Below are 12,444 nucleotides of genomic sequence, written 5' to 3' on the forward strand. Positions count from 1 at the left end.
GAGGAACCATGGCCGCCGGTAGCCTCCTGCCGCCCGTCGTCGCCGTGCTCATGGGCAACATCGCGGACTTCTCCGCGAAGATGGGCGAGGCCAAGGGCGAGATGGCCGGCGTCGAGGGCACGGCCGGGAAAATGGGCGCCCTCGGAAAGACTGCGCTGCTCGGGCTGGCGGCCGGCGCGGTCGCGGTCGGCGTCGAGTCGGTGAAGATGGCGACCAGCTTCCAATCGACGATGGAGCTCATCGCCACCCAGGCGCACGCCGGGCAGGGCGAAGTCGACAAGATGAAGCAGGCCGTCCTCGACCTCGCGCCGACGGTCGGGATCGGGCCGGAGAAGCTCGCCGAGGGCCTGTATCACGTCGAGTCCACCGGTCTGCGCGGGCAGGCTGCCCTCGACGTGCTCAAGGCCAGCGCGCAGGAGGCCGCGCTGGGCATGGCCGATTTCGACTCGGTCACCTACGCGATGTCCGGCGTGATGTCCGTGGCGATGAAGGACGTGAAGGACGCCGCGGACGGCGTCGCCTACCTCAACACGATCGTCGGCACCGGCGACATGCACATGCAGGACCTTGCCCAGGCGATCGGCACCGGCGTGCTCCCGGCGTTCAAAGAGGCGCAGCTGGGGATGCGGGACTTCGGTGCGTCGATCACGGTGCTGACCGACAACTCGATGCCTGCGGAGGTCGCGGCGAACCACCTGCGGACCGCGGTGGCGTTGCTGCAAAACCAGTCCGGCCCGGCGACGAAAGCACTAGCCTCTATCGGCATCGAGCAGGGGCAGCTGGCGCGGGACCTGGCGAAGCCGGACGGCCTGCTGGTCGCGATGGAGGATCTCAAGTCCCACCTCGAAAACTCGGGCAAGACCGCCGTCGAGCAAGGCCAGATCATCAGCAAGTCCTTTGGTGGCGCGAAATCCGCGTCCACGATCGAAACGCTCGTCGGCGAGATCGACAAGCTCAAGGGCAAGTACCAGGAGATGGGTTCGGTCGGGGAGCGGGCGAAGCAGCAGCAGGACGACTGGGCGAACGCGCAGAACACGTTCAAGCAGAAGATGAACGAGGTCGGCGCGCAGTTCCAGGTGTGGGCGATCGAGATCGGGCAGGTGCTGCTGCCGGTCCTGTCGAAGATGGCCGACTGGTTCATGGGTTCGGTGAAGTGGCTCGGCGCGCACAAAGAGGTGCTGTTCGCGATCGGCGCGATGGTGCTGCCGTTGATCGCCTCGGGGTTCCGCGCACTCGCGAAATCGGCAATCGATGCGCTGGAGGGGATCGGCGCGGCGATCAAGTCGAACCCGATCGGCTTGCTTGCCTCGATCGTCGCGCTCGTCGTCTACGAGATCATCACGCACTGGGATCAGATCAAGAAAGCGCTCGGTCCGTTCGCGGGCTGGGTGAAGCGCGAAGTGATCGACCCTGTCATCCGCGCGTGGGACGCGTTGCTGGCTTTCCTGCGCCCGATCGGACAATGGATCAACACCAATGTCGTGCAGCCGATTGTCCGATTCTGGCATGCGCTCGTCGACTGGACGCGCGGCATCTGGCCGGATATCCAACAAATCATCGAACACGTCCTGAACGGTCTCAAGGATTTCTGGGAACCGTTCTGGAAAGTGCTGCAGGCTCTTTTCGCCGGTTTCGTGGCCGGATTCAAGGCGGCGTGGGATCCGCTGAAGGCGTTCTTCAAGGACGCGTGGGACGTCATCAGCTCCACGTTCAAGTTCGCGTGGGACATCATCACGACGGTGTTCAAATCCGCGTGGCAGATCATCAGCGGCGTGGTTTCCGGGATCATAAAAGTGATCAAGGGAATCATTGATTTCGTCGTCGGGATTTTCTCCGGAGACTGGAAGCGCGCCTGGAACGGCGTGAAGGAAGTGTTCTCCGGGATCTGGGACGGCATCAAGGGAATCCTCGGCGGCGTCTGGTCGTTCATCACCGGAATTTTCAAGGGTGCCGGAACCTGGCTGTGGAACGCCGGTAAAGCAATCCTCGAAGGCTTGTGGAACGGCCTCAAGTCCGTGTGGAGCGGGATCACGAACTTCTTCGGCGGAATCGGGAAATGGATCTCCGACCACAAAGGTCCGATCGACTACGACCGGAAACTTCTGATCCCGCACGGAAACGCGATCATGGACGGATTCCACGAGGGGCTGCTTTCGGGAGGCAAACGCGTCCAGGGCTTCATCAACGACTTCACCACCGGCATCGGGCACACCGCGATCAACGGCGCGTTCTCGATCTCCGCTGGCGGCGCGGTCGGCGGCGGTGCCGGCGGGACGCAGCAGATCGTGATCCAGATGAACTCGCGTGACATGCAAACGTGGCTGCAAACCGGGATCCTCCGCTACAACCTCCGCAACAGCTCGAACGGTCTGGCGGTGAGCGCGTCGTGAGCCGCGTATACCCGCTGATGACGATCAACGCGGACTTCACCGCCGGGCCGCCGAACACGCCCGGCAACTCGCAGGTAGCGCTGATGACGCCCGGGCCGGGCCCCGGGACGACCGTGCGCGCCTGGTCGACGTCACGCGGCCGTCAGTACGAGCTGGACGTGTTCCAGGCGGGCACGGCGTCGCTGGACATGGTCGACGGATCGGAGTGGCTGAACCCGGTCAACGCGTCGTCGCCGTGGAACAGCGGCGGCAATAGCTTGCTGCCGTACCGGTGTGTCCAAATCGGAGCGTTCTGGAACCCGACGACACGCTCGCTAGCCGGGAACCTGCTGAACTCCGGAAACTCCGCCAACATCGCCGGGACCTGGCTCAATTCGAGCCCGTACTATTGCAGCTTCGAGTCCGGCATCGGGTTCGTCGGCACCCTCTCGGGCTCGCCGACGCTCGCGCAGTCGACGGCGCAGGCGTGGGACGGCACGCACTCGCTCGCGATCACCTTCACCGGCAGCACCGATTTTCCCGGGTTCGGGTTCCGCACCGTCCCCGGCCAGACCTACACGATGTCCGCGTACGTGTACCTCCCGGCCGGGGCGACTGTGCAGGCGGTGTTCGCGAACTACCCCGGCGCGCTCGGCACGACCATCGCGTCGGCGTCGACCTCGACGTCGGGTGTGTGGACGCGCCTGGTGATGACCGGCGTCCCGTCCGGCGCGCTCGGCGTGTGCGGCTTCAAGATGACCGGCGGCAGCTTCCCCGCGACGGTGTACGTCGACGCGGTCCAGCTCGAACTGAGCTCGACCGCCTCGCCGTTCACCGTCAGCGGCCCCACTTGGTACAACCTGTACACCGGCTACATCGAGCGTTATCCGCAACGCTGGGACATGGCCGGCTTCCGCGGCCTGAAGCCGCTCGAGTGCGTCGACGCATTGAGCCCGATGTCCCGCACCGCGATCAGCCAGTCGTACGCGGCCACGATCGCCGCGGACAGCCCCAACCTGGTGATCCCGTACAACGACAAGTCGTCGCCGCAGGCCGTGCAGCTGCCGCAGGGCGGGCAGCCGTTCCTCGGCTACACGGCGCTCGGCACCGACGGGCAGGTCAACTTCGCCGGCGACACGTTCCTCGACGGGAGCGAAGCGGTGTCGCTGCTTCAGCAGAACCTGAACAACAACACCAACTACACCAGCATGATCACCAACCAGGGGACGGTGCAAGGACAGCTCGCGATGAACCCGCAAGCGTTCACCATCGAATGCTGGCTCAAGTCGTCGTCGGGGATGCCGTACTTCGGTGCCGCGGCGTTGACGCCGGGCGAGAACCTGAAAACGAAACCGTTCGGGCCGACCTATGGGATCGGCTGGTTGAGCTTCGTCGGCGGCGACCTCGGGTGGTACTACTACGACCCGAACGGCAACAACCCGAACGGCGGCCTTCCCGGATGGAACGGTTTCCCGGACGGGCAATGGCACTACCTGGTGATCAGGCTGACGGGAAGCAACCAGCTGAATGCCGTGGTCGACAACGTGATCGGCGGATACGCATCGATCAGCCCGTCAGGGTCGGTGCAGCTGAACAACTTCTACCTCGACGCGCAAACCTACTGGACCAACCCGGTCACGGAGTTCGCGGTCGCGAACCTCGCCTGCTATCCCGCAGCCTTGTCGAACGCCCAGCTGTCGAACCACTACCAGCGCGGCATCGGCTACCTCGGCGAGCTGTCCGGCAGCCGGGCGCAACGCCTGCTGGCCCAATACTGGTCCAGCAGCAACATCTTCTGGGACTACGGCAAAACGAAGATGGCCCCGGATTTCGGCTACAACGGGCGCTTCCTGCTGGACGTGTTGCAGGAGATCGCGCAGACCGAGAACGGCGCCACCTGGGCCGACGCCGCAGGCGTCGTGCACCAGGACTCGCGCGAGACCAGGTACACCTACAGCCGGTCCGCCGCGTCGCGGTACACGTTCGGCGAGAACACGGCCGCGGGCGAGCTGCCGTACCTCAACGTCGAGTACGACTACGACCCGACGTACGTCTACAGCCAGGCGAACATCACCTCTGGCGGGAGCGGCACCCAGCTCGCGCCCGTCGTGAACGCGACGAGCCAAGCCGCGTACGGGCAACGGATCCTGTCGCTCACGCTGCAAACCCAAAACGATTGGGACGCGCAGCAGGCCGCGCAGTTCTACGTGCAGCGGTACGCGAAACCGGCCGGTGCGCCGGGAACGAACGTGCCGCCGCGGATCACGAAGATGACGCTCGACCCGGTCGCGAATCCGGCGCTGTGGGACGCGGTGCTGTCGATCGACCTTGACGACCGCATCACGGTGAAGCGGCGCACGAGCGCGGGCGTGACGGTGTCCGGGGACTACTACGTCGAGAAGATCGACCATCACGCGGCGGGCGACGCGTCGACGTGGACGGCGGATTACGAGTTGTCCCCGGTGTGGATCTCCCAGGCTTGGATTCTGGGCGACAGCGTGAAAAGCGTGCTCGGCAGCACGACGGTTTGTGTCTACTAAGGACGGAGCATCGTGGGCATCCCAACTCCCGCGATCCCGACGTTCACGGACGGCCAGGTAGTCCATGCCGCCGACCTGAACGCGCTGGGATCGAACCTGACCAACCTCTACAACTACGGCAACGCCGGGTTCACCACCCAGCGGCCGATGGTGATCGCGCAGGCCACCACCACCCAATCCTGCGGGAACGCGGTCTACACGAACGTCACCTTCGGTCAAGCCGTGATCAACACCGACAACATGTGGAGCGCGTCGCAGGCAAGCCAGCTGACGATCCAGCATGCGGGCGTGTACTGGATTTTCGGGCAGATCAGATGCCCCAGCTTCTCGACTGGCGGTGTCGCGGGAAACATCCTGATCAACGGCACCAGCTTCAGCAACTCGAAGTCGACGAGCATCTTCGGCCCCGGGCCGAGCGGGTTCACCGGCCCGACTCCGCAGATGGGCTTGATCGTGAACCTTGCTGCGAACGCGACGGTTTTCCTGTCCCTGTACCAATCCACGGGCGGCGGGAGCTTGACGCTCCAAACCGACTTCGGCGGCAGCTATCTCGGTGCCGCGTTTCTGTCACCGTCCACATAGGAGGCGAGCAATGACTCTCTGGCAGCATCTGTTCCCTCCGTTCGACGCGTGGTGGCCGAACATCATCGCCCAGGTCGTGTGGACGGTCCCCGTGCTCACCGTCCACCACATGCTGTTGCGGCGGCATTTCCGCAACCAGCTGACCGAGAAGCTGCGCGATTTCGTGGAGGGCGAATGACCACCCCAGCGCTGCCCGAGCAGCCGACCGGCGGCGAGATCCTGCGCGCGATCGGCCGCGTCGAGAAGTCCGTCGACGGCCTCGGCGAGCAGGTGCGGCACATGGACGACAAGCTCGACGGCCAAGGGCAAACGCTGGCGGCGCAAGGGGAACGCCTCGTGACCGCAGAACGGGACATCCGCGAGCTCAAGGCGGAGAAGGTCGCCGACCGCGCCGCGGCTGCCTCGCACGCGTCGAGCATGCGCGTCGCGATCAAGGGCGCGATCGCCGCGGGCGCCGCTGGGTTCGTCGCCTCCATCGGTGCGCTCATCGTTCAGCTCATCGCCCACCACTGACCCGGAGGAACCTCATGCAAAGCATCGGTCGCTGGGCCGACGCGTCCGGGCACCCGTCCGGCGCGGCCCTCGTCGCCGAGGGCTACGTCGGCGTGTTCGTCTACGCGGGCACCCCGGGCCGCGCCAAGAACATCACCGCTGCCGTGTACGCCGATTATGTCGCGCACGGATTGCAGGTCGTCGCCGTGTACGAGAACGTCGCCGACGACATCTCGAGCGGAGCGGGCGCGCAGCACGCGCGCGACATCATGGCCGACCTCGCGCACGTCGGCGCACCGAACACACTGCTGATCTGCGCCGCCGCGGACGAACATCTGACCGCCGGCCAAGTCGTGACCGCGACCGGATACCAGCGCGATTTCTGGAACACTGCCAAAGGCGCAGGCTGGTCCGGGCCGGTGGGCGGCTATGGCTTCTCCGAGTTCACGCACGCCATCCACGACGCTGGGCTGTCCGAGTTCCTGTGGCAGTGTGGCAGCGAATCCCTGCTGTGGGACGGCGTGACGTGGTGGCAGCGCAACGACGGAACCGCCGTAGTGGGCGGCGTCCAGGTCGATATCAACGAGCAGTACCAGGAGGTCACCACCATGCCCACCGCACAGGAAATCGCGGCCGCCGTCTGGGCCTACGCGATCGGCAAGCGCCCGGACGGCAGCCCGGTCGAGGCCGGCGACGCCGAGGTCAACGAATATCTCGCCGGGTTCTTCGGCGGCGGCGACGCCGGTGCCCACGCGGTCTACCCGACTGTGAACGCGCTGGCCGCGAAGCTCGACCAGTTGAACGCCAAGGTTGACGCGCTCCAGGGCACCACCCCGGCAGCGATGCAGGCGATGATCGACGCCGCGATCGGCCAGCACATGCAGATCACCGGCACCGTCCAGATCACCGGCGCACCCCCGGCCTCGCCGCCCCCGGCGGCCTGAACACCCCAGATCGTCGCCCCCGCGCCCGTCCGTCCACGGGCACGGGGGCGGCTTTTCCATGCCTAAGTCCGGCGCGTCGGACGCAGCAGCGGCGAGATCTCGATGGCGTTTTGGCCGCCGTGCGGTCGGATCCGCACCTTGTTCTTGATCAGCAGCCGGCGGATGGTGCCGTACGACGTGCCGTGCTTGTCCGCCAACGCCTGCATCGTCGCTCCCTTGTCGTACTCGCGGATGATCTCCGCGACAGGCAGATCAGCACGCCGGACCCCCTGGCGGATCTGCGGGAGCACCGCGCCTTCCTGGCGCAGCAGCCGCCCGGTCCAGCTCAGCGACAGTCGGTGTTCCCGCGCGATCTCGGTGATCGACACACCGGAACGCCAGGATTCGAGCATCCGGCGATTCCGTTTGATCCGCTTCGCGCGCGCCTCGTCCGGCGTGTCGGCCATTCGCTGTCCCGTCGTCGCAAGTCTGTGGATGGGGGCGGTGGTCTTCGGGAGAGGCCACCGCCCCCGCGCCCCGTCCGGCGGGGGCGCACCCGGTGCCGCGGCGTGTCGGGGGATTACCGCCGCGGTGCCGGGCTGTCTAGATGTCCAAACGGAAGCTTTCGCCGCACTCGCCGCATCGGCGATCCGTGTGCTTGGCGGTCGCGCCGCAGGCTTTGCAGGCGAGTCGGATCCGCGTGGGTGGCCGAGGCGGTGCTGGACGCGCGAAACCCGGTTCCTGGCGCAGCCATTCCGCGAACAGATACAGGGGGTTGATGCCGCACTCGTCGTCGGCGTAATGGCGGCGCCGGTAACCGTGGCTCCGGCGTTGCGGCGCGGCTTTCGTGTCGCCAGTCGTCACTGCCGTCCCCTCACCAAGCCGGGAGGGGTGAGGCCCTTCCTCGGATAGCGCGCCTTCACGTACTGGACCCAGACCTCAAGATCGTCGTCCGGGCTCGGCTCGCTGTACTGGCGTGGCGTCGACAACGGCTCGGCATCAGGCTTCCCCGAGGTGCCCGGCTGCGGATCGTCCATCACGCACCCCCTCGCAGATCAAGCAGATCGGTCAGCGAGAGGCGGAGGTTCGAGACCAGTTCGGCACCGCTGTCGAGCATCAGGACCGCCGACGGGCCGACCTCAGATACTTGGCCGAGAGCGTTGATCGCGAGGCCGCCCACATCGTCGCCGTGCCTGTCGACCGTGAGCCCGGTCGTGACCGCGACCGGCCGTCCTGCCGTGTCGGCCGTCCACAGCACTCGTTCTTTCCGCCATCCCCGCACGGCGTCAACCCTGGACCTCAGCACTTGCCCGAGGCAAGGAATCTTGCGCAAAATTCGAGATCAACACTCGAACGGAGTACAACCACTGTTGGAATTTTCCGCGTCGACCCTGTCATCTCACCCGTTTGCCGGTGATAGATTGCGCAAGATCATGGCCACGATGGACGCCCAACCCCGATCAAGGAGGAACCCGATGTCGGACTCACAGGGCATGGCGTTTATCGGCACCAGCTCCGGCGGCGGAGGCTGCCCGACGATCTTCGTCACCGACCGCGGCACTCTCGTCGTCCAGGGCGCCACCGTCACCGACCCGGCCGCCCTCGACACCATGCGCGCCCGCGGCAACGGCATCCCCGCCCACGAGTCCGCCGTCGAGATCCCGGCCGCGCTGCTGCCGTTCGTCGACGTCGAAGCGCTGCAACGGATCGCGTTCGCCGACGAGGACCGGCCGTCGTTCGTCGTCGACCCGGCCTCGGCGGACAAGCTGCGCCAGCTGGCCGACGCGGTGCGCCGATGACCTGGGTCAAACCCGGCGCCGAATTCGCCGCGCTGTTCCACACCTTCGAGTCCTCGGCATGGCGGTGGGAATGCCAGGGCACCTACCGGGAGCCCGTCGAGCGGGAACCGCTGCAGGCATGGCGCGACGGACACCCGACCTTCGAGTTCATGCAGCCCTGGCTCGACCAGATCCGCGCGCAAACCGCCGAAGGCAAGACCTTCGAGCGGGTCCGGATGATGACCAGCCCGCCCACCGAGTACCTCAGGTGGATGTTCGAGTTCACGCCCCTCAACATCGAGGCAGGCGAAGACATCCGGTGGATCGGCGAGGAGCACGCCCGCAAGCTCGGCGCGCCGACCCACGACTTCTACATCTTCGACGACGCCCGGGTCGCGATCCTCCACTTCGACGACAACGGCGTTTCCGGCGCCGAGGTCACCGACGACCCCGATACCGTCGCCGAGCACCGGCAGTGGCGCGACCGGGTGTGGCCGGTCGCCGTCGCGCACAACCAGCAGTTCGCACCGACGACGAGGAGCCCGTGACCGCATCCAATCTGAGCGACCGGCGCATCGAATACGGCGACCGGCTCAAAACGCACCGCGTCGCCGTCACGCCACGGCTCACCGGCAAGGCACTCGCCGAACGTCTCGGATGGCGCGCGGCGAAGGTGTCGCTCATCGAAGGCGGCAAGCAGCTGCCGACCGAGCCGGAGCTCGGCGCATGGGCCGAGGTCGTCGGCATCACCGCCGACGACCTCGCCGCCCTGCTCCAGGAACTGCGCGCGATCCGGCTCGACGACGCACGCTGGAAAGCCCGGCTCCGCACCGGCGGCCACGAAAGCGCGCAACGATCGTTCGCCGAAATGGAAGCCGCGGCCGCCACGATCGTCAACTTCGAGCCCGCTCTCGTGCCCGGCCCGCTGCAAACCCCCGGCTACGCACGCGCCATGTTCGCGAGCATGGCCGCGCTCAAGGACGCCGGCGACGACCTCGACGCCGCTGTCGCCGCACGGATGCAGCGGCAGAACGTCCTCTACGACGAGACGAAGACGATCGAGATCCTGTTCTTCGAGGCGTCGCTGCGGAACTCGATCGCGTCGGATGCGGTGATGGCGGCCCAGGCCGACCGGCTGCTCGCCGCGACCCAGAACCCGAACTTGCGACTCGGGATCATCCCGGTCGGCGTGCAGGTGCCGTACGTGCTGCTGCACGGGTTCTGGCTGTTCGACGACGAGCTGCTCATCGCGGAGATGCTGCACACCGAGGTCACCACCCGCGACCCCGAGGACGTCCGGCTCTACCGCCGGTACCTCGCGGATATGTGGGAGGTCGCAGCGGAAGGCGAGGCCGCCCGCACGCTGCTGCAACGCGTGCTCGGCGACCTCGCCTGAACCGCGGCTATCCCTGCCTGTCGACGATGTTGCAGGTGCCCGACCCCGCCGCTGCCGTCACGCTCACCGACACAGTGTCCGCCCTCTTCAGCGGGAACTCGGTGAACGTGAACACGTGCCCGGCGTCCTGCGCGCCCTCCGTGTATGCCTGCTCGCCGTGCTGGCCGTCGCTGCTCTCGATGTAGGCGTGCACGTTCCCGGGACCGGGGAAGTTGAGCGTGACGCGGATACCGCGGCCATCGGCGGACGCAGTCGCCGTGCTGGCATCGCACATCAGCTGGTTGGAGTTCTCGATGTGCGCGTGCAGCGGCCCGGCCGCGGCGAGGATCGCCGCTTCTCCCGCCCCGGCTGCGTCAGGCGCGGCGGACGTCGGTGCCGCTGGTTTCGAGGCGGTTGCCGACGCGGCAACTGCGGCCGGAGGTGGAGCGACGGGTTTGGGTGCGGCCGCGGGGCTGGCGGCAGCCGGCGGGTTCGCCGGCTGGTCCGGTTCGAGCACCGCCCCGACTATCCCGGCGGCCACCACCACGCCGCCGACTATCCACCAGACCCGTCGCTTCACTGCGGACCTCCGTCATCGCTGGGACGACGACAAGGTCGTCCCCGGCGGCGTCGGCGTTACCGGGATGCGGTGAAACGCGGCGGGCGCGGCGAATCCGATCACGGTGACGACGACACAGCCGGCGGTGACCGCGGCGAGGGTGGCGCGGAGCAGCACGCGCCGCCACAGAGCCGCCGCCTTCACGGGGTCGCCTCGAGCGGGTAGCCGTCGGCGTCGATGGGGTCGCCGGCCATGCCTTCGAAGTCGACGTCGCTGCCGTCGTCGTTACGGTGCCCATCCCAGTCGGTGATCGGCTGGCACCAGCAGGAGGTGCTGAGGGTGTGGGTCAGGCTGCGTGCTGAGGGTGGGTGCGGGATGCTGGTCGCCTGGAGTGGCGTGTTTCGCGGCATGATCTTGCTCCGGTTCAACCCAAGATATTTCAGCCCTCGCCGCTCCTGGGTGACCTGGATTAACCTGCCTTCGGATGCCGCATAACTGCTGCATACCGGCAGAACATGTTGGTCGCGGTCACCACGCCGCGGCGTTCCCAGCCGACCGTCGACTGCACGGCCACCACGGTGGGACTCGCGGAGAGACCGAGCCCGAAACCGACCACGAGAACGACGCCGGCGGCCATCCACACCACGGACCCCGCGCCGAGGAACGTCCCGAGGACCGTCCCGACGACCAGGAATGCGCTGCCGATCAACGCCGTATCGCGGAATCCGATCCGCAGGTAGATCCGCCCGGAGAGCGACGCGGCGATCGGCCAGCCGATGGTGAGCGCCGCCAGCGCGAATCCCGCGGTGAGCGCGTCCGTGCCCAGGACGCCTTCGGCGTAGGTCGGCAGGAACGAGCTGAAGCCCAGCAGGACAGCGCCCGCGACGAGCGAGACCAGGTTGCCGCCGACGAGCGTGCGGCGAGTGAACACCCACAGCGGCAGGATGGGTTCCTCCGCTCGCCGTTCGACCAGCACGAACGTGATCAGCAACAGGACGCCGACGGCGAAGATCGCGATGCTCGGCACGGACGTCCAGCCCCAGGCGACGCCGCCTTCCAGCAACGCCAGGATCAGCAACGCCAAGCCGAGCGTCAGCAAGGTCGCGCCCGAGTAGTCGACGCGGTGTCGGGTGCGGTTCACCTGCTCGGTGAACTTGCGGTACAGCATCCAAGCGGCGAGCGCGCCGAGCGGCAGGTTGACGAAGAAGATCCAGCGCCAGCTGAGGTACTGGGCGAACACGCCGCCCAGTGTCGGGCCGATCACCGAGGCCACCGCCCACACCCCGGCCAGGTAGCCCTGTACCCGCGCACGTTCCTCGACCGTGTACAGGTCGCCGACCATCGTCATGCTGATCGGCTGGACCGCGCCGGCGCCGATGCCCTGGACCGCGCGTGCCGCGATCAGCACCGGCATGCTCCACGCGACACCGCACAGCACCGAGCCGAGCAGGAAAGCGGCGATCCCGAAGAACATGATCGGGCGGCGGCCGAGCACGTCGGCGAACTTGCCGTACAGCGGCACGGTGACCGCCTGGGTGAGCAGATAGATCGAGAACAACCACGGGAACTGGGAAAACCCGCCGAGGTCGGCGACCACCGACGGGACTGCGGTGGCGATGATCGTGCTGTCGAGCGCCACCAGGCCGGTGCTCAGCATGACGGCGGCGAGGACCGGACCGCGCTCGGAACGGAATCCGACGCCTTCGCGTTTCGTTGCGGGGGGACTGCTCGGGCTACCCATGCTGGGAATGAACTCGTTCGCACGGGTAAGCATTCCGCTCGCCCAAGATCGGCGCCCAGGGTTCACTCGGACGCCATGATGGAGG

At 67.0% G+C, this 12,444-nt stretch carries 16 protein-coding genes; 9 read left to right on the forward strand and 7 right to left on the reverse strand.

All coding sequences use genetic code 11. From position 1 onward, the window contains the following. Nucleotides 1–8: 8 nt before the first annotated feature. The 6 genes from AMYBE_RS0105785 to AMYBE_RS0105810 are packed head-to-tail and all read left to right on the forward strand — an operon-like array spanning nucleotide 9 to nucleotide 6,927. Nucleotides 9–2,390 carry a phage tail tape measure protein gene (locus AMYBE_RS0105785; RefSeq protein ID WP_020658399.1) on the forward strand — a complete coding sequence of 794 codons (2,382 nt, stop codon included), beginning with the start codon at nucleotides 9–11 and terminating at the stop codon, nucleotides 2,388–2,390. Continuing rightward, nucleotides 2,387–4,909 (forward strand): LamG domain-containing protein, encoded by a 2,523-nt coding sequence (locus tag AMYBE_RS40935; RefSeq protein ID WP_020658400.1) that lies wholly within the window; start codon nucleotides 2,387–2,389, stop codon nucleotides 4,907–4,909. Before AMYBE_RS0105785 ends, AMYBE_RS40935 begins: the two co-directional genes overlap by 4 nt. Before the next feature lie 12 nt (nucleotides 4,910–4,921). After that, nucleotides 4,922–5,491, forward strand: a complete 570-nt coding sequence (locus tag AMYBE_RS0105795) for a hypothetical protein (protein ID WP_020658401.1) — start codon at nucleotides 4,922–4,924, stop codon at nucleotides 5,489–5,491. A 10-nt stretch (nucleotides 5,492–5,501) separates the two neighbouring features. Continuing rightward, entirely contained in the window at nucleotides 5,502–5,669 is a 168-nt protein-coding gene (locus tag AMYBE_RS44620) for a hypothetical protein (RefSeq protein WP_020658402.1), read from the forward strand. Then, nucleotides 5,666–6,004 (forward strand): hypothetical protein, encoded by a 339-nt coding sequence (locus AMYBE_RS0105805; protein ID WP_020658403.1) that lies wholly within the window; start codon nucleotides 5,666–5,668, stop codon nucleotides 6,002–6,004. Before AMYBE_RS44620 ends, AMYBE_RS0105805 begins: the two co-directional genes overlap by 4 nt. Nucleotides 6,005–6,018: 14 nt before the next feature. Beyond that, entirely contained in the window at nucleotides 6,019–6,927 is a 909-nt protein-coding gene (locus AMYBE_RS0105810) for a glycoside hydrolase domain-containing protein (RefSeq protein WP_020658404.1), read from the forward strand. A 62-nt stretch (nucleotides 6,928–6,989) separates the two neighbouring features. On the opposite strand, the gene AMYBE_RS0105815 is transcribed toward AMYBE_RS0105810, so the two are convergent. The 3 genes from AMYBE_RS0105815 to AMYBE_RS0105830 form a co-directional block, all read right to left on the reverse strand. Beyond that, on the reverse strand, nucleotides 6,990–7,373 hold the full coding sequence (locus AMYBE_RS0105815) for a helix-turn-helix domain-containing protein (protein WP_020658405.1): 384 nt from the start codon (nucleotides 7,371–7,373) through the stop codon (nucleotides 6,990–6,992). 393 nt (nucleotides 7,374–7,766) lie between these two features. Further along, a complete protein-coding gene (locus tag AMYBE_RS44625; RefSeq protein WP_154676129.1) occupies nucleotides 7,767–7,943 on the reverse strand; it encodes a hypothetical protein in 177 nt (58 codons plus the stop codon). Then, complete coding sequence (locus AMYBE_RS0105830; protein ID WP_084469875.1) at nucleotides 7,943–8,188, reverse strand: hypothetical protein; 246 nt, start codon at nucleotides 8,186–8,188, stop codon at nucleotides 7,943–7,945. Before AMYBE_RS0105830 ends, AMYBE_RS44625 begins: the two co-directional genes overlap by 1 nt. 193 nt (nucleotides 8,189–8,381) lie before the next feature. Between AMYBE_RS0105830 and AMYBE_RS0105835 the strand changes: the two genes are divergently transcribed. From AMYBE_RS0105835 to AMYBE_RS0105845, 3 genes are read left to right on the forward strand one after another with little or no spacing between them, the layout of a single operon-like run. After that, nucleotides 8,382–8,705, forward strand: coding sequence for a hypothetical protein (locus tag AMYBE_RS0105835; protein WP_027927405.1), 324 nt, complete (start codon nucleotides 8,382–8,384; stop codon nucleotides 8,703–8,705). Further along, nucleotides 8,702–9,232, forward strand: coding sequence for a DUF6879 family protein (locus tag AMYBE_RS0105840; protein WP_020658410.1), 531 nt, complete (start codon nucleotides 8,702–8,704; stop codon nucleotides 9,230–9,232). The genes AMYBE_RS0105835 and AMYBE_RS0105840 overlap by 4 nt, the downstream gene beginning before the upstream one ends. Beyond that, nucleotides 9,229–10,080 carry a helix-turn-helix domain-containing protein gene (locus AMYBE_RS0105845; RefSeq protein WP_020658411.1) on the forward strand — a complete coding sequence of 284 codons (852 nt, stop codon included), beginning with the start codon at nucleotides 9,229–9,231 and terminating at the stop codon, nucleotides 10,078–10,080. Before AMYBE_RS0105840 ends, AMYBE_RS0105845 begins: the two co-directional genes overlap by 4 nt. Before the next feature lie 7 nt (nucleotides 10,081–10,087). On the opposite strand, the gene AMYBE_RS40940 is transcribed toward AMYBE_RS0105845, so the two are convergent. From AMYBE_RS40940 to AMYBE_RS0105865, 4 genes are read right to left on the reverse strand one after another with little or no spacing between them, the layout of a single operon-like run. Then, complete coding sequence (locus tag AMYBE_RS40940) at nucleotides 10,088–10,639, reverse strand: hypothetical protein (protein WP_020658412.1); 552 nt, start codon at nucleotides 10,637–10,639, stop codon at nucleotides 10,088–10,090. A gap of 12 nt (nucleotides 10,640–10,651) precedes the next feature. Next, nucleotides 10,652–10,822 carry a hypothetical protein gene (locus AMYBE_RS44630; RefSeq protein ID WP_020658413.1) on the reverse strand — a complete coding sequence of 57 codons (171 nt, stop codon included), beginning with the start codon at nucleotides 10,820–10,822 and terminating at the stop codon, nucleotides 10,652–10,654. After that, the gene (locus AMYBE_RS0105860) at nucleotides 10,819–11,046 is read right to left on the reverse strand and encodes a hypothetical protein (protein ID WP_020658414.1); all 228 of its coding nucleotides are present in this window, start codon (nucleotides 11,044–11,046) and stop codon (nucleotides 10,819–10,821) included. The genes AMYBE_RS44630 and AMYBE_RS0105860 overlap by 4 nt, the downstream gene beginning before the upstream one ends. A gap of 41 nt (nucleotides 11,047–11,087) precedes the next feature. Continuing rightward, nucleotides 11,088–12,359, reverse strand: a complete 1,272-nt coding sequence (locus AMYBE_RS0105865) for an MDR family MFS transporter (RefSeq protein ID WP_020658415.1) — start codon at nucleotides 12,357–12,359, stop codon at nucleotides 11,088–11,090. Nucleotides 12,360–12,444 lie beyond the last annotated feature (85 nt).

It is taken from the genome of Amycolatopsis benzoatilytica AK 16/65, from assembly GCF_000383915.1.
GTDB lineage: Bacteria > Actinomycetota > Actinomycetes > Mycobacteriales > Pseudonocardiaceae > Amycolatopsis > Amycolatopsis benzoatilytica.